Genomic DNA, 23,414 nt, shown 5'->3' with positions numbered 1-23,414 from the left:
ACTTGAGCTGCGAGGCCCTGGGCCTCAGGCTCCTCCGCGACGTGGGCGACCTGCTTAAGAGGAGCTCCTGCGACTGCGTGCTCTTCAGCGGCGGCATAGACACGAGCTTCGTCACACTAGCAGCTGTCGAGGCAGGCTTAAGGCCTAAGCTGGTCACGGTGCTCTTCGAGGGCTCCGCCGACGAGCCGTACGTGGAGTACGTCTCCAAGGTCCTGGGTCTCGAGCTGGTCAAGGTGAGGCCAACCCCTGAGGAGGCCATGGAGTGCGTCGACATCGCGCTAAGGTCAATGGTTACCATAGACCCCATTGAGGTGGTCTCGGGGAGCGCCGTCTGCCTTGGGCTCAGGAAGGCCAGGGAGCTCGGCTGCAGGTGCGTGGCGACTGGCGACGGAGGGGACGAGCTCTTCATGGGCTATGACTTCCTCTTCGGCAGGGACAGGGAGCACCTGGAGGGCTGGCTCAACAGGGCTATCAGCAGCGCCTTCTTCAACTCGCTCCCCATATCGGCCCAGCTCGGCGTTAACGTGCTCCTGCCGCTCTACAGCGACGAGGCCAAAGCGGTTTCACGGGAGGCCTTAAGGGAGGGGTGCGACATCAAGGAGGTCAATGGGGTCACATACGGCAAGTATCTCATGAGAAGGGTCCTGGAACTCAAGGGCCTTAGCCTGGTGGCCTGGAGGAGGAAGGACCCCATAACCAGGGGCAGCGGCTCGGAGCAGCTGCTGAAACTTATGTCGTCCCTGGTGGGAGATGAAGAGGTCAGGAGGCTGACAGCGCTCACGGGCGTGCTGGTCCCCTCGAGGCCCCACGCCTACCTGCTGAGCAGGAGGCTGTCCCTCGGGCTCCCCATGCCTGGGAGGGCCGCCGAGAGTCCCTGCCCCATATGCGGGTCTGAGCTTAGGAACGGCTTCTGCAGGTTCTGCGGCACTTACATTGACGAGGCGGGGCGCCTTTCCGTCTACTCTGACGACGCTTCCAATCTGTCAGGGGCCTCCAGGCTCCTCTCAAAGGGCCCTAAGGGCTGAGAGCATGAACCTGGCGTTGTCTAACATCCAGTGGTCGTTGTTAAAGAAGACGTAGACCTTCCTAGGGCTGAGGGACCTTATGGCGTTGACGTCCTCCATGAGCTCCTCCCTGCTGTAGTTATAGGCATACCAGCTGCCCCTCCCATGCATCCTTAGGTAGACAACATCGTTGAAGCTCCTTATTATTACTCCCAGTGGGGAGTCCAGAGACACGAACGTGGCCCCAAGGCCTTTGGCCTCCTCAATAGCGCTTTCCGTGAACCAGGACTCGTGCCTGAACTCAAGGGCTGCCCTCTGGCCAAGCCCTGCGCTGGCCAGGAAGCTCCTCAGCCTTCCCAGGTTCTGCTCGCTAAACGAGAAGTTAGGGGGCAGCTGGAAGAGGTAAAAGTCTATGAGGTTGTCCATTGGTGAGAAGAGCTGCCTGAACTTAAGCCAGAGCTCCTGGGCCCTCTCGTTGAGCCTGTGCACGTGAGTTATGAGCCTGCTTACCTTGATGGACCACCTGAGGCCCGAGCCCCTCCTGGCCCACCCCTTCACCTGCGACGGGAAGGGGAACCTGTAGAACGAGGCGTTGAGCTCCACGGCGTTGAGGCCGCTGTTGCTCACGTACCAGTCAAGACTGCCGTCCTCGTTCCAGTCGTAGAGCCAGCCGGAGGTTCCAACGTAGACCTCCAAGCCCTGGGCCTCCATAGTGTTGTCCCCGTCAGCTAGCTTAAAGGCCCTTAGGCTTGCTACTAACTTGCGGAGGTGCGAGGCCGCGCAGGAGAGCGCTGACAAGGGCAACGAGGTTGAAGGCAAGTTAATGTCGCTGAGCCCCCTCTCGCTCTACATACTGTTTCACCTGAAGAAGGCCAACGTGGACTACGCTGGATCCATATCTAAGGTAATAGAGGTCCCGATAGATAAGGTTGTGGAGGAGCTTGACAAGCTTGAGGCCTCTGGCCTGATACAGAGGAGGGTGGGAGGCTCATCAATAAAGCGCAGCGAGGCCAGGTTTAAGCTCTCCGATGAGGTTCACAAGCACCACGTGTACTATGAGCTGAGCAGGGAGGGGGAGAGCCTCGTGAGGAACCTAATGCACAACCCCCAGGAGCTCTGTAAGTACTTTGAGTACCTAGCAGGTCACAAGAACGTGCTTAAGCTCCTCCTCTTCCTCTTTGAGGCCGAGAACGAGCACGCGGGCACGCTGGCCAAGGTGGTCGGCGACACCCCGTGCAACACCGTGGACCTACTGGACAGGCTTGAGGCCCTGGGCCTCGTGGTAAAGGTGAAGGAGAAGGTCATAAAAGCCTCCCACAGGAAGGCTAAGCCGAAGCCCGAGACCAGGACCCACCACGTTTACTACAGGGTCAGCGAGATGACAAAGATGCTCATAAGGTACAGCGGCCTCAGGAGGACTTCATAGGGGGCCTACGCTTGGCCTTCCCTGCCTGACGCCCTGGCCAGCCCACGGCCTGAGGGCGTCGAGACCTCCAGTCAAGAGCTTCACCAGGTTCTCCGCGTGGGCCCTCGCCCTGTTTATGGCTATTTCCTTGAGCTCCCTTGGGTCCTGGGACTCGTCCTCGTGGACAGTCACGTCAATTATGACCTTCCCCGTGAGCACCGAGAGCATTACAAGGCCGACGCTCATGGCGATGTAGCTGTACTTGTCCACCTGGGAGGCGCCGACCCAGCCAAGCGTTATGATGCCGTCGCACCCCATGTCTATGAGCCTGCGGGCGGCCCCGGGCAGGTCCTTTATGCCTGGCACTGTGTACCTGACTACCCTGTAGTCCGGCAGCTCCTCCCTCAGCACCTCCTCGGCGACGGAGCCCATGTCAACCCTTGAGAACGTGGTGTCAATCACTCCAACACATCTCGACTCCTTCACAGGCCTCAACCACCTCCCTGCCGCTCACCAGTACCAGGCCCTCCCTCTCAGCCACGGCCCTGGCCTTTTCAAGGCTCAGGGAGGGGCCGCGGTCGAGCATCTCAGCAAAGGTCGTGGCAGGCTCAAGGCCAGCCAGCACTGAGAGAGCTATGCTGAGCTCCGTGTGCCCCCTCCTGTTCCTGAGCCCCCTGGAGGCCAGGAGCGGCACGTGCCCAGGGGCCTGGAACTCTCCAAGGAACTTCCTCCTGCGCCCTCCTTGTCGCCAGAGATGAACCTCCTGACTACCTCGTAGAGCTCCCTCACGGTCTTTGACCTGTCAATGTCGCTTATGCCCGTCCTCACCGACATGTGGTTCACCCATATTGTGAAGGCAGGCCTGTCGCCGTAGAACAGCCTCCTCTCTGTCAGGGGCCTCAGGCCCGGCACCGAGGCTATGAGGTCGTCGCCCCACGGCACCCCAAGGTAGCTGGCTATGGACCACCTGGTGGCAAAGCATATGAGACCCCCAGCCATGGTCCTTAGAGTGTATATGGCGTCCGGCGTCACCGAGGACGCGTGGTATACCAGGTCCACCTCTGACTCCCTGGAGTCGGAATCGTATATCAGCACGGGCCTGCCGCTCTTGAAGGCCTTTATGGCATCATCTATGCTCACGCTCAACCACCAACGAGGTAGTTAGGGCCAGCAGGGAGATTATTAACAGAATGTAGGGTCCCTCCAACAGATCCCTGCCCAGGGGCCTACCGTTGCCGCCTGGACCTACTATGTATATGGGCGGCGGCAGGCCCTGTGGCCGCGAGCCGGCGGCGGTGGAACTGTTCACCAGGCCTCCCAGTACTATATCAGTATACCACCCGTCGCCCCTCAACAGGACCGAGAGCCACGTCGAGTTAGTGAAGTAAGTTAAGGGCTGAAACTCGGGCAGGCCGCCCTCAAACTCAACTAAGCGGCCGCAGCCTGCCCTGGACTCGCTTACAAGGCCTTCAAGGCCAGGGACCTCGCCGGCATTTACATAGGAGTCCCCCTGCCAGAGCCCTGCCAGAGAAACGTTGCCGCTACTGTTGACGCAAAGAGCCACGTCAGCGGTCCAGCCCCCGAGCGGCTGAACGTAGGTGGGGCTCACGTTAACAAGCTTAAGGGACACGTTAGAGATGAGTATAAGGACCAGGCCGCTGACGCGGTAGACCGCTATCCTCGAGCTGCCAGCCGAAAGACTAACGTATGTAACTTCGGCGCTGCCCGCCTTTAGCGCCGCCAGCTGGGGCGACGTGAGGGCTACTGTAGAGTTTTGAACAGGCACAGAGCTGTTGCCTATCAGTATAAGCAGCGGGAGCAGCGCGGCAAGGAGCGCTCGAAGCCAGCTCAAGGCATCGCACCAGCGGTGGCGTTTGTAAGGGCCTGCACGAAGGAGCCCGCCAGTATTGTTATACTCGACTCCGTCAGCGCTGCGACCACTAGCATGAGCACCGAGAGCGCCAGCAGCGAGAACGCTATAGAGTAGGCCTTGCTCAGGCCTCGCCTGAAGATGAGAATCATAGAGGACGCCACCAGGGAGAACGCCGGTATCTCTATAACTCCGTGTGGCGCGAGGAAGTAAAATATGACGAGCGAGTTGCCGTGAATAGGCAGCGTGTAGACACTAACGAAACCGACCAGGCCCCCGTTCAGTATTATCACAAATATTGGAAATACTATGGTTATCATGAGGACGAAGTCCATTATGTCCGTCAACGAGTTCTTGGCGAATATTATGCCTGGCAGGGCGGCGTAGAAGTAAGGCGATGACGTGTTTACAAAGCTCACTATGCTCCTTATGCTCTGCGTCTGGTTCAGCAGGTACTGGCCTAAGTAGCTGCTTATTATCTCCCTGTAGAACGTGGCCACCAAAACAGCCACTAACCCAAAGACTGCTATAAACAAGTACCAGGCTCTCCTGTAGGTGTCGTCGCCGGCTAGCTCGTCTAAAGCGTCGTCAAGCAGGCCCACTCCCTTCACCCCACGCTACCAGGACAACGCAGTCCCTGGCTATCCTGTCAGCCACCTTGAGGAGCACCTCAGGGGTGGTCTCAATGAGGTGGGCGCTCTCGCACGCCCTTAGGCACTCCTCAGGGCTGGCGCACCGAGTAAAGCTTACCTTGAACTCGGAGGCCCCGCCCAAGCCTACCTGGCCCAGTAGCTTCTGTCCGTTAAAAGTTAAATGAATATAGCTTTCAGCAAACACAGAGCTCTGGGTCAACACTGGCGGTGATGAGCCACGAAGGGCAGAACCAACAAGATTAGGTCAGAGGCCTTAATGAATGTATGGAACAACATAATAAGCATTTGGGACTCGGGCCAGCAGGTCGACAGGCAAAGCGCTATAGAGCTGCTCCGAAAGGAGTACGAAGGACTTAAAATTACGCCTATCAAGGGCTCGGCCGACCCGGCGGACCTTTATGACAAGGAGCTGACCAGCCTCTACGTAATGGGTAAGTATGGCATGGGTCTTGACGAACAGTACCCTGAGCAGTTTGACGCTATCTTCAGCATTGAGGTTAAGCTGGAGCAGGCCGCATCAATACTGACTACTGAGGGGGCCGCCGCGAAGGACAAGGTTCTCGCGCTCCTAGGCTCCGTCGACGGCAACACTGTTGCGAGGATCCTCAGGATAGGCCTGACCAAGGTTTACTTCGGCTTCGCTGATGACTCCTACATGAAGCAGCTAAGCGACGCCATCTCGGCCGCATTCCCGGAGAGAGCTGATGACGTCAACAGGTTCCTCAAGTTTTACTCCGCCTTCAAGGTAGCCATGGCCATAGAGCAGGGCTCCGTGAGGGACAGGCTCACCAAGGAGGCGCTCAAGGAGGCCGTGGCAATTCAGCTTGGCAGGGGCAAGGAGGCGGTGCCCAGCGACAGGTACATCGTGAAAATTGCCTCGGAGGTCTTCAAGGTTCCCGGGAAGGTGCTGAGACAAATCTTCGGGAGCATCAAGGAGGGGGCAGGGGGCCCCTAGTCATATCTTTAGCCCGAAGGCCTGCCTCAGCATCTCCTTCACTATTGTCAGCCTCTGGACCTCGTTTGTGCCCTCATAGATGGTAGTTATTATGGCGTCGCGCAGGTACCTCTCGAGGCCTGTCTCGAAGTCAACGCCGTAGCCTCCGTGTATCTGCACCGCCTGCCTGGCTATCCACTCGGCAGACTCCGAAGCGAATGTCTTGGCCAGGCTCGCGGCTATTGTGTACTCGGGCCTGCCCTGGTCTGCCAGGCTCGCGGCCCAGTAGGTGAGAAGCCTTGATGCCTCAAGTCTTATGTACATGTCGGCCAGCTTCTCAACTATCATCTCGAAGTTGATTATCCTCTGCCCGAAGAGCTCCCTCTGAAGGGCGTAGCTCACAGCCTTCTCGAAGGCCGCCTGGGCTATTCCGACGGCCTGGGCAGCTATGCCTATCCTCGTGTGATCGTACGTGGTGACCACGACCTTAAAGCCCTCGTTCTCCTTACCAACAACGTTCTCCGCTGGCACTTTAACGTTGTCCAGAACAACCTCATAGGGCTGCTCGCCCCTCATGCCTATTACCCTGAACTGCTGCCCTATCTTGACTCCGGGCCAGTCCCTCTCGACGACAAACGTGGTTATGCCCCACCACCTCTTGCCCTCCTGCGGCGGGCTTGTCCTGGCAGACACGAGGAGGTAGTCTGCCTCGCCAGCGGCGCTTATGAAGACCTTCCGCCCGTTTATTATATAGTGGTCGTTCTCCTTAACAGCCCTTGACTGTATGCCAGCGACGTCGCTGCCCCCGCTGGGCTCCGTGTTGGCATGAGCTCCCCTCCTCTCACCTCTAGCTATGGGCGTCACGTACTTCTTCTTCAGGTCCTCTGTGCCGAACTCCAGCACAGGTATGGCAAAGAGGTGGTTGACCCCAATGGCTACCGCTAAGCTCGGCACAGCCCTGGCTATCTCCTCCATGGCTATTGCGGTCATCAGCTGGCCGCCGCCCTGGCCGCCGTACTCCTCTGGTATTCCGACCCCCGTGAGGCCCTGCTCAGCCATAGCCTTGAATATCTCTGGCGGTATCCTGTTGCTCTCCTCTATCTCCCTCCACCTGGGCATCACCTCCTTCTCTACGAACTCCCTCACGGACTTCCTGAAGAGCTCGTGCTCCTCCGTCAGGTTTATCTTAAAGTCTTCAACGCTTTTGAATGGAAACACCATATTGGGTCCCATTTTGGAGGGTCCAAGGAAAATAATATGTAGAATGCCATAGAGGCCTCTGGCGACGCCAGCTGGGCAGCTTATTAAGCTGCCCGCATCAGCTCTAGATTTTGGCAAAAAGAGCCCGTATCTTAAATCCCACTGCATTACTGCTATAATATTGCTCAGAATCTGTATGCTGCCCTCGAAACTCTTTTATTCTCACACTTAGCAGGGACTGCTATAAAAGTGGTGATAGCTTGCGTCAGGCGGAGAAGGTAGCGCTGGCGGAAGCCCTGAGGGTGCGGCTCAGCCCACCCTCAGGAAGTCCTTGACCCTCCTGGACATCTTCATGTTAGGCATCACTGGCATGATAGGCTCGTCATGGCTCTTCAGCGTCTTAGGCGCCTCTGGCGTCATGGGCCCGGCCTCGCTGCTTTCGTGGATCCTGGCTGGGCTCTTCTTCGCCTTAATGGTGTTTGGGTTCGCTGAGCTTGGGGGTCTCTTCCCCTTCAGCGGCTCGCTGGCAAGATATAACCACTACACTCACGGAACTATAAGCAACTACATGCTGGCCTGGGCATACTTTGTTGGAGCGGTCACCACCGTGTCAGCGGAGGCCGTGGCCGTCGTTGAGTACGGCAGCCAGTATATGCCCTGGGCCTGGAACTCCAAGCTCGGCCTGCTCACGCCCGCTGGAGTTGCCCTGGCTGCCGCGCTAATACTTGTATTCTTTGCAATACAGCTCGTAGGCGTTCATGTCTTCGGCTGGTTCAACAGGTTTATCACCGCCTGGAAGCTCATAATACCGACGCTGACCCTGCTGCTCCTCCTATTGCTTTACTTCCACCCATCTAACGTGGTCGGCACCCCTAAGGGCTTCTTCCCCTTCGGGACGGCCGCAGTCTTCAGCGGCATGATAACTACTGGCATAGTGTACGCCTATGAGGGCTTCAGGCAGGGCCTTGAGTACGCGGGCGAGGCCAAGAACCCGCAGAGGGACGTGCCGCTCGGAACCCTCCTGGCCCTGGTGGTCACCATAGCAATTTACACGCTGCTTCAGCTGGCCTTCCTTGGCGGAATAAACTGGTCAGCGGCGGGCGTTCAGTTTGGAAACTGGACAGCCCTGAGCCAGAGCAGCTGGGGACCGCACCCGTTCTACTCCGAGCTGACGGCCACCGGAGTACCGATCCTTGTTGGCTTCGCGGTGCTCCTGCTCATAGATGCCATAGTGTCCCCGGCGGGCACCTTGGCGGCGTACGTGGGCACCAGCGGCAGGAACATCTACGGTATGTCAAGGGTTGGCTACATACCTAAGTTCTTTGCTAAGATACACAGGAGCTTCAGGACTCCCTGGGTAGCGCTGTTGGTGTCAACTATAATAGCCGTGGTCTTCCTCCTCCCGTTCCCCACCTGGTATGAGATCATGTCAATATCGGCTCTGGCCACTGTCTACAACTACCTTACGGTTGGCGTCACGAACCACGCCCTGAGGAGACTGGCCCCTGACCTGAAAAGGTCCTACAGGCCGCCGCTCTGGTACATAGTCTACCCGGCGTCCTTCGTAGTGGCCGCCATGTTTGTCTACTGGTCAGGGTGGAGCCTGGTCAACGTGATGGTGGAGCTTGTGGTAGTGGGCCTTCCACTTCTGCTGCTGGGCCCCTACAGGGACGAGCTGAAGCTCTCAAGGGGCCTCGCATGGTCCCTCGCAGGAATCGCCTGGGCCTCCTCTGCTGCAATCATCGCTGCCTACTACCTGAAGCTTGACAACATGGGCCTCCTGGGCTTTTCGATCTACTGGACCATAATTTCGCTCATCCAGGTGGGCTTCATGGCAGCGCTGTGGGTTGTCAGTAAAGGGCACCCAGACATAAGGGGCGCCATCTGGCTAGTTATATTCAACATAGTAATAGGCATAATATCGTTTATAGGGTCGCTGGGGCCCCTGCCGAAGCCCATAGTGCCCTACCCCTGGGATTACCTCTTGGCCGCGCTGGCCTCGCTGGCCGTCTACTTCATAGGGGTCTACACTGCGTACGAGACTAAGGACCTCAGGCAGGTCAAGGAGAGGGGGCTGCCTCTAGAGTAACTTCCCTGCTCTTCTCCCCTCCTTTCCTTTTTGTTAATAAGCATGTTATTAAACGGGCTCTCTTGAACTACCTTGGGCTAGGCCAGCTGAACTAACGTGGCGCCGCCGATCACTGCCGCGGAGGCCGCTATCTCTATGGGTCTGAGGAGCTTTCCAAGGAGGAGGGCCGTTGAGGCCATGGCAACTATCGGCGTTATCATTGAGAAGGCGCCGGCCCTGACCCCTCCCAGGCTCTTAACTCCGTAAAACCACGTGAGCCAGCCAATGGCCTGGATTATCACGGTCACGTAGATTATCAACAGTAAAGACCTTAGCGTTAAGCTGATGTACATTCCCAGCGGCCAGAAGGCCAGCACCAGTGGCGTGGAGGCCAACGACATAAAGGCCGTCACCCCCACAAGGTCCACCCCTTCGTCAGCCGCAACGTACTTCTCGAAGTATATGGTGCCAGCCGACCACAGGATGGCCCCCAACAGGCCAAGAAGTAAACCCATGTTCAGGCCCCTCAAGTCAGCCGCTGTCAGCGCCCCTATCCCTAACATACCTATCGTGACCCCGACGTACTGCAGCCCCTTTATCTTCCTGTGCAGTGCGTATGGGGTAGCTATCGTCGTAAACAGGGGCTGAGCGTAAATCATGACCGCAGCCAGCGAAGGGTTTGGGGAAAGCACTATTGAAAGGTTAAGGAGCACCAGGAAGGCTCCTATATTTATGAAGCCGGCGATCAGGGTCCTCCAGTTGGCGACCAGCTTCCTCGATATGGCCGCCAGCACGGCGCCCCCTATCAGGGTCCTGAGGGCCGCCAGGGCCACCGGGGAGACGTACCTCTCGGCCACGTCTATTATTGGGTAAGCGGTGCCCCAGACCGCCACGGTCACTGTCAGGTACGCGTAGCCCAGCCTCCTTGAAGCCCCCAGGCCCAAGCGGGCATCCTCGGCTTAGGCACCCCAGCTTTGCTTTTAAGCAGAGCTGCAGCCAGACTCGCGGGCTGAAAGGATTGAAGGTGCTTTCAATAAGGGCTGAGAGGGGCAAGGTAGTTCAGAGCGAGGTCGTGGACGGCGACCTAAGGGAGGTCGTGAAGAGGAAGGCCCTTGAGGCCATGAACGAGTGGGACCCGGCCACCAGCGACTTCATAGTGCTGAAGGATGACAGGGAGCTGGAGTTCCCCCTCCCGCTCAAGCCTGAGATAGTGGACCTCTTCAGGGACCTCGGGGAGCTTGGAAGCCTCGGAAGGACCAAGGACAAGGCCGTAGCACGCTTCCCTGTGTACACCATAAGCTTTGAGAACCGCATGGTAAGCGAAGACAAGTACGTGGAGTACAAGATCTACCTCCTGGCCCCCTACATAAATGAGGACGTCAGGACAGAGCTTGAGGCTGAGGCCCAGGACATAACTACTGAGAAGCAGGGGCCTGAGGGCATAGAGGAGGAGGGCGAAGGAGAAGAGGAGAAGGAGGGTTGATGAGCCTCAGCAGGGAGCTATTTGGCCTAGGCGAGGCAGTGGTAACTCTCTTCATAGTTCTTGACCCCTTCTCAGTGGTACCCTTCTACGTGAGCACCGTTGAGAAGCTGCCGCCCGCGAGGAGGGGCGGCTTCCTCAGGACATTAATATACTCGGCCATTTTCATGCTGCTCGCGTTCATAATAATAGGCGACTACATGCTTGAGCTCCTGGGGGTGACCCTGAGCGACTTCAGGATAGCGGCGGGCATAATACTGCTCGTGTACGCCATATCAAGCCTCTTCGACATAGAGATAGGGGCCCCGAGCAGCCCCGAGTCCATAGAGAAGCAGGCCATAGTGCCCCTGGCCACCCCCCTCCTGGCGGGGCCGGGGAGCATATCCACGGCCCTCTACTTCAGGTACATCTACGGCTACCCGGTGGCGATAGCCAGCGTGCTGATAAACGCGGCCCTGGCCTACGTCATACTGTACTTCGGCGAGAGGCTCATGCTGCTCCTTGGAAAGCACGGTGCTCTGCTCATAGACAAGTTCATGAGCCTCGTACTTGCGGGCTTTGCGGTGAGCCTCATAAGGGCCTCAATTTAGCGCCTCAGCCGGGGACAGCGTCCTCACCGGCTCAGACCTATCGACCTCCTCATCGGCGTTAAGCCTGAGGCCCTCTGCAACACAGGCCTTGATCATCGGTAGTCACGCTTGCAGCGCTCTTCATCGGGCCGCTCAGATACCTTGCCTTCTAACGTTTATAAAATCTAAACTTCAATAACAAGCACGTGGTGGGCCAGATGTATAAGAAGATACTTGTTGGCTACGACGGCAGCGAGGGCGGCGAGAAGGCGCTCAGCAGGGCCCTTGAGCTAGCCAAGAGCTTCAACAGCGAGCTCTGCCTCCTGACGGTCATACCCCCTAGCTCCATGGCCTTCGGAGAGATTGTTGTGCCGGATGCTGTCAACCTCTCGCTCATAATAGAGTCCTCCAGGAAGAGGCTCTCGGACCTCGCCGCTAAGCTCTCGGCAGAGGGCTATAAGGTCAGGTTCGAGGTGCTCACTGGCGACCCAGGGGACACAATAGTTAGCTATGCCGAGGTCAACGGCTGTGACCTGATAGTGCTTGGCAGGAGGAGGCTGTCAAGGCTCGAAAGGCTGGTCCTCGGCAGCGTGACCCACAAGGTGGCTGGCAAGTCTACTAAGGCTGACGTGCTTGTTGTGCCTTAGGCCTCCTTGGTAACATTATTAACATTATTGACGATATGACTGCAAAGGCCGCAAAGGCCCACATAGTAGCCTCGAGCGGCGTCATTCCAAGGAGCCCGTCGCCCTGAAGTATGAAGCCGCCCAGCAGGGCCCCAACAGAGCCTCCTACCGTGTTGCCTATGCCCCACACTATTGAGTTCGCCTGCGCCCTCACGCTCCTGTCAACCACCTCGGACACGTAGCCCAGCAGCACCGGGAAGCCGCTCATGGCAAAGAAGCTGTAGAGGCCCAGCAGCGTGGTTATCATTATAGGGCTGCGAGTGAACAGGAACGCTATGTAGAGGACCGTGGAGGCCAGGGTTGTCAGCACTATGACGCTTCTGCCCCCGTACCTGCTGACCATCCACCCAAACAGAGGCTGACCAGCTATGGCCGTGGCGTACGATGTCGTTACTATTATTCCCATAAGTATCCTGGACCTTACCAGGTGCTCGACGTAGGTTGGCACATACGTCATAACCCCAGTCATGAATATGGCCCTGATGAACACTATGGCCGTCAGGGGGACCAGGAGGTAGCTGTACTGGGATAGCCTTGAAAACGACCTGGCGGCGCTCTCCCTTGTGGCAGGCATCCTGAGGCCGCGAAGCCCAAAGCTTATGATGCCCGCCACTATGAAGACGTACGCGGCTATTATCGCCAGGGCCTCGCTGCCGCCCAGGTAAGCTATAGCTATCGTCATCACCGTGGGGAATACTGCCCTGCCAACGCTGCCGGCTGAGCCATTTATGCCGAGCGCCCTGCCCGCCTGGCCCTCATAGGAGTACTGAAGTATCGAGCCCCCCAGCGGGTGGTAGAAGGAGAGCCCAAGGCCCAGGAGCACCGACCCAAGGCCTATCAGGGCGAGCCTTGCATAGCCCCCGTACACGAAGGTTCCGGCGAAGGAGGCCATGGAGGCCCCTATGAATATGAAACCTAAGGTCATGAGCTTGACGTGGCTTCCCGTCCTGTCAGCCCTGTTGCTTATCACGGGGCTCACGAGGCCTGAGAGCACGTTAACCAGCGCTGCCATGCCTCCAAGGAAGGCCGGCGACACGTGCATGTCTATGTAGTACGTTATCAATATCGACACCGTGACCAGGAAGCTGTCATTTAAGAAGTGCGCCACGGAGGTGAACAGCAGCGACCTGGTCCTGATATTCATGGCAGCTCCCTTAAGGCTCAAGTCAGACTACAGATAAATATTTATCTACTAATTATCGAAGCACAAGGCCCCAAGCCTTGAAGTCCTAGGCGGCGCTGCCTAGAAGTTATTAAAATATCGTATTAATCACAGAGATATGGGGGAACAGCCTTTGTCCCTCACGGCAGCAATCCTGGCAGGAGGGGAGGGCACCAGGTTCAGGCCATACACTGACCTCATACCAAAGCCCATGATACCTCTGGGCCCTGATGAGAGGCCCGTGGCAGACCACATAGTTAGCATCCTTATAAAGGGCGGCGTGAGCCACGTGGTCTTCCTTGTCAACTACAAGTGGAAGTACGTGAGGAACTACTTTGGCTACGGCGACAGGTTCGGGATAAAGATAGACTACAGCATAGACGACGACAAGTACAAGAACACCGGGGGCTCGCTGCTCAAGGCCTATAAGCACCACCTGCTTGACAGCGATCCCATAGTTGTGTGGTACGGCGACATACTAGCTCCCATAAACGCCGGCGAGCTAGTCAAGGAGCACGTGAGGCAGGGTGCCGACGCCCTGGTAGTTGTCGCCAACAGCTACCAGGTCCCCGTGGGCGTCGCCGAGGTCAATGACAACAACGACGTGATTAGCCTCAAGGAGAAGCCGTGGATAAACATGAAGGTCACCATAGGCGTCCTCACGATAAGGCCAAGCCTCCTTGAGGAGTACGAGGGGCGGCTGGGCACCTCATTTGACATAATGGGGGACCTGATACCAGCCATGATAAGCTCAGGCAAGAAGGTCAAGGCCTACATATACAACGGCCCATGGGTTGACGTGGGGAGCCTCGAGAGGTACAAGAAAATAGACGAGGACCTGCTCAGGGAGGTCACGGAGCTGCCCTCCTGACCCTCACGACCCCGTCCCCCTCGAGCTCCACGAGGTCCCCGTCCCTCACCTGCGACAGCTGGGCCTCGGGTATGGAGTCCACCAGGGGTATCCCAGCCAGCACGCAGCCTGCCACAATTATGGGGTCAACCCTCGACATAACTATGGCGGCTGGAGCGACCCCGTTAGCCTTGAGCGCGTAAATAATGTAGCTGCCCACAGTGCTCCCCCTGGGCCTCATGGCCACTATGATCTTTGAGGCCACGCTCCTGCCGTCAGAGGTCTTGCCGGTGCTGGGATCCACGTCGCCGTAGAAGCTCAGGGCCTCCATTACAACTGCCGGGCCCAGAGCCCTGCCCGGGACCAGCTGCCTTCCCCTGAGCTCCATGGCTTACACCTCAGAGCCCAGCCTCCTGGCCAGCTCCTCCATGGGCTCAAGGCCCACCCTGAGCCCGTGCCTTGAGAGGTAGAACATGGCCTTGTAGCTGTAGGTCGCGACCCTTAGCCCCTCCCTCCTCAGCTTTGAAACTATGAGGCACGTGTCCCTCAGCACAACGGCCCCGTAGTCCCTGAGCACCCTCATGGCCTCGGGGCTCACGCGCCTCTCCTCCTCCCTTGACGTAGTTATGAGCAGCTGGGGCCTGTTGCTCTTGGGCTTAAGCCTTGAGAGCTCCCTGGCCAGGGCCTCCAGCTCCTCCGCGGAGGCGTGGGGGCACCCTATGTACACCAGGTCCACGTCGTCAATCCTCATGGACTCCAGCTCGGCCTCCAGGTCCCTGTAGTCTATTGAGACCACCTCCTCAAGCTCCCTGGGAGGCTCCTCCGGCGTGAGGCCCGGGACGAAAACCATAGCCATGTCCCCCTCGGCGCCTACCGCTGCCCCAAGCTCCTTAAAGGTCTCCCTGTCAACCTTGGCGTCCAGGAGCGGCGGCCCCTCGCGGCGGTGAAGCCTGACAAGCATCTTGCCGAGCGCGGCGGCCCTGGCGTAGTCAAGCCTGTAGCCCTCGGGGGCCTCGAGCCTGTAGGCGGCCCTGGGCCTCCTGTGTTCCGGCACGTGCATCCCATAATAGTACGTCCTGCCGGCTATGGCTGCCATCAGGGCCACAGGGCCCCCTTCCCTGTTGGTCCTCAGGCCAAGCACGCTGTTGGCGTAGACCACGGCGTTAGACTCCCCCCAGGCCACGCTCTGGCCGGGCCTGAGGCCCCTGACGGACGGTATGTAGTACGGGGTGCACGTCAGGGTCAGGGAGGCCCCCATCCTGTGAAGGGCGCTCACTATGGCCCTCTGCCCCTCGAGGACCTCCCCGTCAGCCGATATTAGGTCAAAGGCATCAGGGGCCTCAAGGTCGAAGCCTATGGGGTTAACAGTGGTCGGCACCGAGAACCTGGCGCCCATGTTGGCCAGGTCCTCTATGAGCTTCCTGCCCGGCTCCCCTATGTTTATGTAGGACACGCCTGAGACGTGGGCGTGAACTATGGGCTGGAGCCTCTCGGCCCCCAGGGCCTCGCCGACCTTAACTATCACCTCCAGCGCCTTTGCCTTGGCCTCCCCCTCCTCCCCCCTCAGGATCCTCTCCTCCTCAGCGGTCAGGTACATCAGTACCACCACGTGTCCATGAAGTTGTGCTCTGGCACCATGTAGAGCCTCTCCGACCTCGCCCTGCACGCCGGGGCCAATATGCACTCGCCACTATCGCAGCCGCCGAGGGAGCTGCACCTGGCCGAGCAGCCGGAGACGCACGAGGGCCCCTCGAAGGTGCAGCACGACCTGCCGAAGGACCACAGGAAGTCGTCCATTATGAACGGGTCCACGCCCGCAGCCTGGGCCACCAGCCTGTAGGCCTCCCTCACCGCCAGCCTGAGCATGACGTCCTCCTGGGGCCTGAACGGGTGGCCCGCCGCTATGAGCTCAAGTGTGTTGGAGTCAACGTCGACTATGCCGGTCCTGAGGGCTATCCTTGTCAGGTGGTTGTCCACGGGGACCTCCTTGTTCTGGGGGTCCTGGAATATCACCACCTCCCTCCTCTCTATGAACTTAGCCAGGAGGAAGGCCTTCTTTTCCACTGGGTCCTGGTAGGCCTTGAACACCTTGAGCAGGTCTATGAAGCCCTGGTTAACCCCCCTCCTTAGGTAGCCCCCTGAGTCAAGCACGATCCTGTATGGGTCGCCGTCGAAGAGGACCTTGAGCTTCAGGCCAAGGTCCCTGAGCAGCTCCGCCCTCACGTGGGCGTCCGGCGGCCTGGCCCCGTCAACGGTAAGCCACCTGAGGACTTCCTCATCGCTTACCCTGGCCAGCCTGTCCGCAGTGAAGAACCCTGGGTCCTCGGCGAAGAGCTTAGAGCCGAGCCTGTAGAGAAGGTCAGCCCCGTGGAACCTCTCGCCGTTAACCTCGGCCTCGTACTGCCTCCTGCCCCTGCTCAGCCTGTGGTCCATGGCAACCATGACTAGGAAGTACGCCATCACCTCCCTCCTAGGCGTCCCCCTGGGCGGGTAGTACCTGGGGTCCTCGAAGGTCTCAGGCTTAAGCCTGCCGGCGGCCTTAGCTATTAGCTTGCCGAGCTCCCTCGCCCTCTCCCTGTTGACCTCGACCTTCAAGCGGCGTCCCGTAACGCTGTTAAGTCTGACCAAAGATAAGCTTAGAGGAAGAGGTATGAGCGAGGACTGGGAAATAAGGGCCTCCCAGCTCCTTGAGGTTGCCAGGTCGCTCAAGGGGGAGCTGAGGGAGGCCTTCATCTACCTGGTGGACAACATATCAGTGGGCGACCTCAGGGCAGCCATGGACCTCAGGAGGAGGGGCATAAAGGACCCGGCGGCCGTGCTCGAGGAGCTGGTTAACATGGGACTGGCCGAGAGGGGGGACGAGTGCTACAACCTCCCCGCCCCCCTGAGGAGGCTCATAGCCGAGAGGGGGATTGGGGCCGTCGAGAGGGTCCTGGGCTCGGGCCCCGGCTAGGCGTTAACAATTGTTGACTGGCATGAAGCTGCGCTTAGTGGCCTCCTCCGCGGCTGCGAGGGAGTTGAAGGCGTCCATAGCGGCAGCTAACGGCCCCGGGCCGTGCAGGGCTGGCAGCACTCAGGCCTTGCCCCTGCGGCCATTATGTTAAGGGCTGGCCCCTGCAGCCGGCAAACTAAAACATGAGTAGTCTACCATCGCTGAAGAAGAAGCATAACTACGAGCGCCGCCCACCCGATGGGGCCGGCTGAACCCTCCAGGCCTGGCCCCACCAAGGTTCTAACTTATCCCTAGCCCCTGGGCCTCGGGCGATTGGGAACGGCGGGCTGAACCGCTCGGGCTTGCGCCCTCGCGGCTTACACCCCCGTCCCATCAACCCCGTCTTCTACGGGAGCCCTCGTCGCCCCGCCGGCAGAGCCGACGGAGCGAGTGGCCGCCTATTTTCGGGGTGGGGTTCCCGCTTAGATGCTTTCAGCGGTAACCCCTTACGGCGTGGCTGCCCGGCTTGCCCACCAGGACAGCCGGTAAACTAGAGGCCGCGGCGCCCCGTTCCTCTCGTACTGAGGGCACCTTCCCCTCAGGCGGCCAGCACCCCCCGCGGGTAGAGCCCAACCTGTCTCACGACGGTCTGAACCCAGCTCACGTTCCCCTTTAATGGGCGGGCAGCCCCACCCTTGGGGGCTGCTGCACCCCCAGGATGGGAAAAGCCGACATCGATGTAGCAAACCGCGGGGTCGATAGGAGCTCTCGCCCGCGACGACTCTGTTATCCCCGGGGTAACTTTTCCGTCGTGCCCGGCCCCCACCGAAGGGGGCACGAGCGTGCGCTAGGCCGCGGTTTCCCGTCCGGGCCCCATGCAGTTAAGGGCCCGGTCAGGCCGGCTTTTGCCCTTGCACTCTACGGCGGGTTTCTGACCCGCCTGAGCCGACCTTTGGGCGCCCGTGTTACCCTTTCGCGGGCGTGCCGCCCCAGCCGAACCGCCCACCTACCGCTGTCCCTGGCTTGCGCCAGGTTAGACCCTCAGGCAGAGGTGGGTGGTGTTTCATTGCCGCCTCAGGGCCTCCCGAAAGAGGCCCCTCACGGGCTCCCACCTACGCTACGCGCCTCCACCCGAGGGTCAACGGCAGGCTGCGGTGAAGCTCCACGGGGTCTTCTCGCCCTGCGGGGGGATGTGGGGCTGTGCACCCACCCAGTGGGTTCGCGGGGCCCCAGGCCGGGACAGCGGGGACCTCGTTGATCCGTTCATGCGCGTCGGAACTTACCCGACAAGGCATTTGGCTACCTTAAGAGGGTCAGGGTTACCCCCGGCCTTCAGTGGCGCTTTGCCCGGTTGTACCCGGGTTTCACGTACCACCAGTGGCCAGGATTCACCCCCCGTACACACCCTTTCGGGCTAGCGGGGAGCTATGTTTTTGTTAAACAGTCAGGTCCCCCTTGTCACTGCGACCTGCGGACCCCGGTTTTAGCCGAGGACCGCAGGCACCCCTTCTCCCGAAGTTACGGGGCCAGTTTGCCGAGTTCCCTGGCCTGGGTTGACCCCCCGACGCCTTGGGCTCCTCACCCAGGGGCACCTGTGTCGGTTCTCGGTACGGGCGTGGGGGATCCTTCCTGGCCTCCTTTTCATGGGCCCCGGGGCTCGGCGGAACCCGCCAAAGGCGGGCCATTCCCCCCTTCGGCCGCTTCTCGCCATTACGGCACTCCACGGCCTTCGGGCAGTTAGCTGGGTCGCCCCCGAACGGAGGCCCCCAGTCCGCCTACCCTGAGGCGTCGGAGGCCAGGCCTTGGGTTGCCCCGAAACGTACCCCCACGGCACGGGAATGTTAACCCGTTTCCCCTTCCCGGGCGCCGGTTAAGGGCCCGGTTAGGACCGGCTAACCCCCGGCTGACGAACATAGCCGGGGAACCCTGGCCCTTCCGGCGGCGGGGATTCTCACCCCGCTTCGCTGCTACTACCGCCGGGATCAGCACTCGGAGCGGCTCCACGGGACCTCACGGCCCCGCTTCTGCGCCACCCCGACGCCCGCCTACCGCACGCCCCCATCACGGAGGCGGCCCGAGGTCTCGGCGGCCGGCTTAGCCCCGACCAATCTTCGGGGCCCCCCGCCTCGGCGGGTGAGCTGTTACGCACTCCTTAGAGGATGGCTGCTGTTGGGCCCACCTCCCCGCTGTCTTAGGCGGGGGACGCCCTTCGATTGGCACTTAGCCGGCACTTTGGGGCCTTAACCTCGGTTTGGGTTGTTTCCCCCTCGGCCCCCAGCCTTACGCCGGGGAGCCCCACTCCCGCCTTCTTCGGCGGCCGCAGGTTCGGAGTTTGACTGGGTGCCGGAGGGTTTCCCCTCCTGGTCAACCCAATCAGTAACTCTACCCCACGGCCTGCCTCTGGCGAGGCTGGGCTCCGGCCCACTTCGGCGGGAACCAGCTATCACCGGGCTAGATTGGCCTTTCACCCCTAGACGGGGGTCATGGGAACGAGTTGCACGTCAGAACCCCTTCGGCCCTCCACGGGGGTTAGCCCCCCGCTTCGGCCTGCCCCCGTCTAGATCGCCCGGTTTCGGGCCTCACGGCCGTGACTCCAGGCCCTGTTAGGACCCCGCCCCTCGCTGGGTTTCCCCAGCTGCGGGCTTGTCGGTTTCCCTACGCCTTCGGGGCTGACCCCCTTAGGCTCGCCACGGCCGTGAACTCCCCGGCCCGTGTTTCAAGACGGAAGGCGTGACCCCGGTCAGCACCCCTCGTACTCCTCGGTCACCCGAGTTTCCTTCGGGGGCCTCACCCCTTTCGGGCCACGCCCTTTGTGGCCGCCCGGTTTCAGGCTCTTTTCACACCCCTACCCGGGGTCCTTTTCAGCTTTCCCTCACGGTACTTAGTTCGCTATCGGTCTCGGGACGTGTTTAGCCTTGGAGGTCGGTGTCCCCCACCTTCCCACGGCGAAACTAGGCCGTGGTACTCTCCTTCGCGGCGCGGGCCACCGCGGTTTCGCCTACGGGGCTATCACCCTCTACGGCGGGCCTTTCCAGGCCTCTTCGGCTACCGCGGCTAGGCCCGCTGGGGGTTGCCCCCCAGCCGCGAAGGCAGCGACCCCTCATCTCCCTACGGTTATCCCGTAGGGAATTGGTTTGGGCTCTCCCCCTTTCGGTCGCCCCTACTCAGGGGATCTCGATTGATTTCTCTTCCTGCCCCTACTAAGATGTTTCCGTTCGGGGCGTTCCCGTCCCTTACGGGACGCACGGGGCTGTTAACCCCGTGCAGGAGGTCCCATTCGGGGATCCCGGGTTCAGCGGCTGCATGCGCCTACCCCGGGCATATCGCCGCTTGCCGCGCCCTTCCTCGGCGCCCGAGCCGAGCCATCCACCGGGCGGCGTAGGCGCCGCAAGGGCCAGGGATAAGTCAGGTGCCCCTGGTGGGGCCAGGCCCAGATCTGGGCGCTGGCCCCATCGGGTGGGCGGCGCTCATTGAGCCCAGCCTCCGCTGGGCCCTAGCGCCCTTCGCTCACAAGCTTAGCTTGTGAGCTGCATCGGCTAAGGGGCCCGTGAGCTTTCACGCGGCAGGGCGCCCAACCGCCATTCGGGAGGTGATCCAGCCGCAGGTTCCCCTACGGCTACCTTGTTACGACTTCTCCCCCCTCGAGAAGGAGGGGTTCGACTCCCTCCCGAAGGAGGAAGCCTCACCCCTCCTTCTCTCAGGTGGAGCGACGGGCAGTGTGTACAAGGGGCAGGGACGTATTCACCGCGCGATGTTGACGCGCGGTTACTAGGGATTCCAGGTTCATGGGGGCGAGTTGCAGCCCCCAATCCCGACTACGGCGGGGTTTGAGGGATTGCCTCCCCCTTTCGGGGTCGGATCCCGCTGTCCCCGCCATTGTAGCCCGCGTGCAGCCCGGGGGTTTAGGGGCATGCTGACCTGCCGTGGCCCCCTCCTTCCTCCGCCTTAGCGGCGGCAGTCCCCCTAGTGTGCCCCAGCGGTCGCCCGCTGGGTCGCAACTAGGGGCGGGGGTCTCGCTCGTTGCCTGACTTAACAGGACACTTCACAGCACGAGCTGGCGACGGCCATGCACCTCCCCTCAGCGCGTCGGGCAAGGTCGTTAGCCTGGCCGTCATCCTGCTGTCGCCCCCGGTGAGGTTCCCGGCGTTGACTCCAATTGAGCCGCAGGCTCCACCCCTTGTGTGCCCCCCCGCCAATTCCTTAAAGTTTCAGCCTTGCGGCCGTACTCCCCAGGCGGCGGGCTTAACGGCTTCCCTGCGGCACCGGGCGGGCTCTAACGCCCGCCCGACACCTAGCCCGCATCGTTTACAGCCGGGACTACCCGGGTATCTAATCCGGTTCGCTCCCCCGGCTTTCGCCCCTCACCGTCGGGCGCGTTCCAGCCGGGCGCTTTCGCCACTGGTGGTCCCCCAGGGATTATCGGATTTCGCCCCTACCCCTGGGGTACCCCCGGCCTCTCCCGCCCCCTAGCCCCGCAGTATCCCCCCCACTCCCTGGGTTGAGCCCAGGGCTTTCAGGAGGGACTTACGGGGCCGGCTACGGGCGCTTTAGGCCCAGTAAACGTCCCGACCACTCGCGGGGCTGGTATTACCGCGGCGGCTGACACCAGACTTGCCCCCCGCTTATTCCCCCGCCTCCTTGCAGCGGGGAAAAGCTCCCTTACGGGAGCACTCGGGGTGACCCCGTCACGGTTTCCCGCATTGCGGAGGTTTCGCGCCTGGTGCGCCCCGTAGGGCCTGGGCCCTTGTCTCAGGGCCCATCTGGGGGCTCCCGCTCCCACGGCCCCTACCCGTCGTCGGCTTGGCGGGCCATTACCCCGCCAACAACCATGATGGGCCGCAGCCCCATCCTCGGGCGGACCCCAGGCGATAACCCCCCAGGGTCCCTTTCGGCGAGGGACCGTTCCAGGCCCCCTCGCCTATCGGGGATTAGCCCCAGTTTCCCGGGGTTATCCCCGTCCCGAGGGTAGGTTAGCTACGTGTTACTCAGCCGTGCGCCGCGCCCAGCGGCGGCTGGGCGCACGACTCCCATGGCTTAGCCTCACCCCGATAGCAGTCGGGTCCGGCAGGATCAACCGGAGTTCAGCCGCAAGGCGGCTGAGGCGGTTGGGCACACCCTGCCGTTGCGTGGCTCACGGGCCCCTGTCAGACCTAAGCGTCCCTGAGGTACCACTCCCCAGGGTTTGCTTAGGCCCCCATTCGCTAAGCGTCCACGGCTCCTGTCAGAGCCGTAGATTCTTCTTACTGTGCTAGGGTTTATAACGTTTGCTAGTAGCTGATACCTCAGAACAAGGTTATTAGCCACCCCAAGGCTCCGCGGACGCCGCTAGAGCTGAATTCTCTCAAGCGCTGCACATCATAATTGAATATCAGAACAATGTCCCCGCAGCCAGAGGCCGGGCCTCACACCGGGAGCGACGACTCCCCGTTGGCCCAGCGCCGCCGGGCGAGCAGCTGCGGGGCGCTATTACTGTGGCCTCCAGGGCTATTAACTTCAGGGCCCCCTGAGGAGGCCGAGCCTCCTGGCCAGGGACTCCCAGTCAAGGCTGAACACTATAAGGCCCGCCACCAGGCCTGCTGCAGCCATGAACGTTATAACCAGGTACTCTGGCAGCCTGAATATCATGGACACCTCGCCGGTTACGAAGTATAGCAGTGAGGTCTCGGCAACAGTCTTCAGGAGCTTGGCCGCGGCGGCCACGAGGCCCATGAGCTTGGCCCTCATGCCTGAGGCACCCCCACCATGTAGACGAAGTCATCAAGCGGGAGCACGGGCACCACCGCGGCGAAGAAGGCAAGCAGGTAGGCCCACCTGCTGTCAGAGTACCTGGCCAGGAACCTAACGTTCCTGCTCCTCCTCAGGACTCCCTTGAGGCCCACCCCAAGGTAGTACATGACTATCTTGGCCAGAGCCGCCCCAGCCGAGGCCGCCAGCACTGGGGGCCAGAAGCCCAGGCCCCCGTACCTTATCTCAAGCAGGACGACGGTGACGTAGGGAGGGGCCCCAAGGGGGATCAGGTTGAACAGCAGGGCCACGGAGAAGCTTATTAGTATTACTGAGGCCGCGCTCACGTGCGTCACTCGCTCATCCTTGTGACTGCCTCTACCTGCACGTCCTCGACGTCAGGCACTGACCTCAGCACGTCCTCAAGAGTCTCTGTGCCCCCCTCCACGTCCTCCGGCATAGCTATCACGAGCTTGAGCGCCTTGAGGCCGAAGGCTATGGGCTCCTCGCCTGAGTTAAGGACCTCGTAGCCCTGGGGCAGCGAGCCCTTGATCCTGTTGAGCAGGTCGCTCAGGTTAACGTCAACGGAGGACGGGGTTACAGTGACCAGCACAGCAACCTTCGCCAAGGCCGGTCACCTCACGGGCCCACGAAGCCGCAGTTGGGGCACCTGTACGGCGTCCCCTGCTTCCTGCACTTAGCGCAGCGCCATATCAGCACCTTGCCGCAGTTGGGGCAGTAGAAGGCCACCGCCTTCTCCTTCGGGTGAATTATCCTCCCGCAGCTAGTGCACACGGGCGGCTGGACCATGTCAAGCATGTCTATCTTTCTCACGGCAGCCACTGACATGCAGTCTCCCAGCTTCAGCTGAGGGGTT

The 23,414-nt window shown here is 60.6% G+C and carries 26 protein-coding genes and 2 rRNA genes; 9 read left to right on the top strand and 19 right to left on the bottom strand.

Going from position 1 to position 23,414, the window contains the following annotated elements; all coding sequences use genetic code 11:
* The first annotated feature begins 2 nt into the window (after positions 1–2).
* Positions 3–1,025 carry an asparagine synthase C-terminal domain-containing protein gene (locus tag ACZ5GQ_RS02805; protein ID WP_498857114.1) on the top strand — a complete coding sequence of 341 codons (1,023 nt, stop codon included), beginning with the start codon at positions 3–5 and terminating at the stop codon, positions 1,023–1,025.
* On the opposite strand, the gene ACZ5GQ_RS02800 is transcribed toward ACZ5GQ_RS02805, so the two are convergent.
* The gene (locus ACZ5GQ_RS02800) at positions 1,005–1,715 is read right to left on the bottom strand and encodes a DUF72 domain-containing protein (RefSeq protein WP_498857355.1); all 711 of its coding nucleotides are present in this window, start codon (positions 1,713–1,715) and stop codon (positions 1,005–1,007) included. The two genes, ACZ5GQ_RS02805 and ACZ5GQ_RS02800, sit on opposite strands and share 21 nt — an antisense overlap.
* Before the next feature lie 49 nt (positions 1,716–1,764).
* Here ACZ5GQ_RS02800 and ACZ5GQ_RS02795 point away from each other — a divergent pair, with 49 nt between their 5' ends.
* Positions 1,765–2,430 (top strand): DUF2250 domain-containing protein, encoded by a 666-nt coding sequence (locus tag ACZ5GQ_RS02795; RefSeq protein ID WP_498857113.1) that lies wholly within the window; start codon positions 1,765–1,767, stop codon positions 2,428–2,430.
* Here the strand turns inward: ACZ5GQ_RS02795 and ribC are convergent.
* From ribC to ACZ5GQ_RS02765, 6 genes are read right to left on the bottom strand one after another with little or no spacing between them, the layout of a single operon-like run.
* Positions 2,425–2,841, bottom strand: coding sequence for a riboflavin synthase (gene ribC, locus ACZ5GQ_RS02790; protein WP_498857354.1), 417 nt, complete (start codon positions 2,839–2,841; stop codon positions 2,425–2,427). The genes ACZ5GQ_RS02795 and ribC overlap by 6 nt on opposite strands.
* Before the next feature lie 22 nt (positions 2,842–2,863).
* Positions 2,864–3,103: a 3,4-dihydroxy-2-butanone-4-phosphate synthase gene (locus ACZ5GQ_RS02785; RefSeq protein WP_498857112.1), complete on the bottom strand. Its 240-nt coding sequence runs from the start codon at positions 3,101–3,103 to the stop codon at positions 2,864–2,866.
* The gene (locus ACZ5GQ_RS02780) at positions 3,043–3,549 is read right to left on the bottom strand and encodes a 3,4-dihydroxy-2-butanone-4-phosphate synthase (protein ID WP_498857353.1); all 507 of its coding nucleotides are present in this window, start codon (positions 3,547–3,549) and stop codon (positions 3,043–3,045) included. The genes ACZ5GQ_RS02785 and ACZ5GQ_RS02780 overlap by 61 nt, the downstream gene beginning before the upstream one ends.
* Positions 3,536–4,261, bottom strand: coding sequence for a hypothetical protein (locus ACZ5GQ_RS02775; protein ID WP_498857111.1), 726 nt, complete (start codon positions 4,259–4,261; stop codon positions 3,536–3,538). The genes ACZ5GQ_RS02780 and ACZ5GQ_RS02775 overlap by 14 nt, the downstream gene beginning before the upstream one ends.
* On the bottom strand, positions 4,258–4,881 hold the full coding sequence (locus ACZ5GQ_RS02770) for a stage II sporulation protein M (RefSeq protein ID WP_498857110.1): 624 nt from the start codon (positions 4,879–4,881) through the stop codon (positions 4,258–4,260). Before ACZ5GQ_RS02770 ends, ACZ5GQ_RS02775 begins: the two co-directional genes overlap by 4 nt.
* Positions 4,868–5,053, bottom strand: a complete 186-nt coding sequence (locus ACZ5GQ_RS02765) for a hypothetical protein (RefSeq protein WP_498857109.1) — start codon at positions 5,051–5,053, stop codon at positions 4,868–4,870. Before ACZ5GQ_RS02765 ends, ACZ5GQ_RS02770 begins: the two co-directional genes overlap by 14 nt.
* A 117-nt stretch (positions 5,054–5,170) precedes the next feature.
* Here ACZ5GQ_RS02765 and ACZ5GQ_RS02760 point away from each other — a divergent pair, with 117 nt between their 5' ends.
* Positions 5,171–5,887, top strand: coding sequence for a DUF2192 domain-containing protein (locus ACZ5GQ_RS02760; protein WP_498857352.1), 717 nt, complete (start codon positions 5,171–5,173; stop codon positions 5,885–5,887).
* Here ACZ5GQ_RS02760 and ACZ5GQ_RS02755 read toward each other — a convergent pair whose 3' ends face one another.
* Positions 5,888–7,087, bottom strand: coding sequence for an acyl-CoA dehydrogenase family protein (locus ACZ5GQ_RS02755; protein WP_498857108.1), 1,200 nt, complete (start codon positions 7,085–7,087; stop codon positions 5,888–5,890). It abuts the gene before it with no gap.
* Between the two features lie 310 nt (positions 7,088–7,397).
* Between ACZ5GQ_RS02755 and ACZ5GQ_RS02750 the strand changes: the two genes are divergently transcribed.
* The gene (locus ACZ5GQ_RS02750) at positions 7,398–9,155 is read left to right on the top strand and encodes an APC family permease (protein ID WP_498857107.1); all 1,758 of its coding nucleotides are present in this window, start codon (positions 7,398–7,400) and stop codon (positions 9,153–9,155) included.
* Positions 9,156–9,232: 77 nt separating this feature from the next.
* Here the strand turns inward: ACZ5GQ_RS02750 and ACZ5GQ_RS02745 are convergent, their stop codons facing one another.
* Entirely contained in the window at positions 9,233–10,078 is an 846-nt protein-coding gene (locus tag ACZ5GQ_RS02745; RefSeq protein WP_498857106.1) for a DMT family transporter, read from the bottom strand.
* 80 nt (positions 10,079–10,158) lie between these two features.
* Here ACZ5GQ_RS02745 and ACZ5GQ_RS02740 point away from each other — a divergent pair, with 80 nt between their 5' ends.
* The 3 genes from ACZ5GQ_RS02740 (at position 10,159) to ACZ5GQ_RS02730 (ending at position 11,830) form a co-directional block, all read left to right on the top strand.
* Entirely contained in the window at positions 10,159–10,617 is a 459-nt protein-coding gene (locus ACZ5GQ_RS02740) for a DUF2286 domain-containing protein (RefSeq protein WP_498857351.1), read from the top strand.
* Positions 10,617–11,204, top strand: a complete 588-nt coding sequence (locus ACZ5GQ_RS02735; protein WP_498857105.1) for a MarC family protein — start codon at positions 10,617–10,619, stop codon at positions 11,202–11,204. The genes ACZ5GQ_RS02740 and ACZ5GQ_RS02735 overlap by 1 nt, the downstream gene beginning before the upstream one ends.
* A gap of 197 nt (positions 11,205–11,401) precedes the next feature.
* A complete protein-coding gene (locus ACZ5GQ_RS02730; RefSeq protein ID WP_498857350.1) occupies positions 11,402–11,830 on the top strand; it encodes a universal stress protein in 429 nt (142 codons plus the stop codon).
* Here the strand turns inward: ACZ5GQ_RS02730 and ACZ5GQ_RS02725 are convergent.
* Positions 11,802–13,034, bottom strand: coding sequence for an MFS transporter (locus tag ACZ5GQ_RS02725; RefSeq protein WP_498857104.1), 1,233 nt, complete (start codon positions 13,032–13,034; stop codon positions 11,802–11,804). The genes ACZ5GQ_RS02730 and ACZ5GQ_RS02725 overlap by 29 nt on opposite strands.
* A 130-nt stretch (positions 13,035–13,164) precedes the next feature.
* Between ACZ5GQ_RS02725 and ACZ5GQ_RS02720 the strand changes: the two genes are divergently transcribed.
* A complete protein-coding gene (locus ACZ5GQ_RS02720) occupies positions 13,165–13,902 on the top strand; it encodes a nucleotidyltransferase family protein (protein WP_498857103.1) in 738 nt (245 codons plus the stop codon).
* On the opposite strand, the gene ACZ5GQ_RS02715 is transcribed toward ACZ5GQ_RS02720, so the two are convergent.
* The 3 genes from ACZ5GQ_RS02715 to ACZ5GQ_RS02705 are packed head-to-tail and all read right to left on the bottom strand — an operon-like array spanning position 13,883 to position 16,476.
* Positions 13,883–14,269: an aconitase X swivel domain-containing protein gene (locus ACZ5GQ_RS02715; RefSeq protein WP_498857102.1), complete on the bottom strand. Its 387-nt coding sequence runs from the start codon at positions 14,267–14,269 to the stop codon at positions 13,883–13,885. The two genes, ACZ5GQ_RS02720 and ACZ5GQ_RS02715, sit on opposite strands and share 20 nt — an antisense overlap.
* Before the next feature lie 3 nt (positions 14,270–14,272).
* Entirely contained in the window at positions 14,273–15,547 is a 1,275-nt protein-coding gene (locus ACZ5GQ_RS02710; RefSeq protein ID WP_498857101.1) for an aconitase X, read from the bottom strand.
* Positions 15,478–16,476 carry a hypothetical protein gene (locus ACZ5GQ_RS02705; protein ID WP_498857100.1) on the bottom strand — a complete coding sequence of 333 codons (999 nt, stop codon included), beginning with the start codon at positions 16,474–16,476 and terminating at the stop codon, positions 15,478–15,480. The genes ACZ5GQ_RS02710 and ACZ5GQ_RS02705 overlap by 70 nt, the downstream gene beginning before the upstream one ends.
* A gap of 55 nt (positions 16,477–16,531) precedes the next feature.
* On the opposite strand from ACZ5GQ_RS02705, the gene ACZ5GQ_RS02700 reads away from it, so the two are divergent.
* Positions 16,532–16,834, top strand: a complete 303-nt coding sequence (locus ACZ5GQ_RS02700) for a PolB1-binding protein PBP2 family protein (RefSeq protein ID WP_498857099.1) — start codon at positions 16,532–16,534, stop codon at positions 16,832–16,834.
* A 292-nt stretch (positions 16,835–17,126) separates the two neighbouring features.
* Here the strand turns inward: ACZ5GQ_RS02700 and ACZ5GQ_RS02695 are convergent.
* From ACZ5GQ_RS02695 to ACZ5GQ_RS02670, 6 genes are all read right to left on the bottom strand, one after another.
* Positions 17,127–20,207 (bottom strand): 23S ribosomal RNA (locus tag ACZ5GQ_RS02695).
* 190 nt (positions 20,208–20,397) lie between these two features.
* Positions 20,398–21,894, bottom strand: a 16S ribosomal RNA gene (locus ACZ5GQ_RS02690).
* The 16S and 23S rRNA genes sit together here, the layout of an rRNA operon.
* A gap of 412 nt (positions 21,895–22,306) precedes the next feature.
* Positions 22,307–22,537: a hypothetical protein gene (locus ACZ5GQ_RS02685; RefSeq protein WP_498857098.1), complete on the bottom strand. Its 231-nt coding sequence runs from the start codon at positions 22,535–22,537 to the stop codon at positions 22,307–22,309.
* The gene (locus tag ACZ5GQ_RS02680) at positions 22,534–22,893 is read right to left on the bottom strand and encodes a hypothetical protein (RefSeq protein ID WP_498857097.1); all 360 of its coding nucleotides are present in this window, start codon (positions 22,891–22,893) and stop codon (positions 22,534–22,536) included. The genes ACZ5GQ_RS02685 and ACZ5GQ_RS02680 overlap by 4 nt, the downstream gene beginning before the upstream one ends.
* Positions 22,890–23,165 (bottom strand): elongation factor 1-beta, encoded by a 276-nt coding sequence (locus tag ACZ5GQ_RS02675; protein WP_498857096.1) that lies wholly within the window; start codon positions 23,163–23,165, stop codon positions 22,890–22,892. Before ACZ5GQ_RS02675 ends, ACZ5GQ_RS02680 begins: the two co-directional genes overlap by 4 nt.
* An 11-nt stretch (positions 23,166–23,176) precedes the next feature.
* On the bottom strand, positions 23,177–23,386 hold the full coding sequence (locus tag ACZ5GQ_RS02670) for a zinc finger domain-containing protein (RefSeq protein ID WP_013266090.1): 210 nt from the start codon (positions 23,384–23,386) through the stop codon (positions 23,177–23,179).
* Between the last annotated feature and the right edge of the window lie 28 nt (positions 23,387–23,414).

The sequence above is a fragment of the Caldococcus noboribetus genome (genome assembly GCF_055389385.1).
This window is presented reverse-complemented; position numbering and strand designations above follow the sequence as displayed.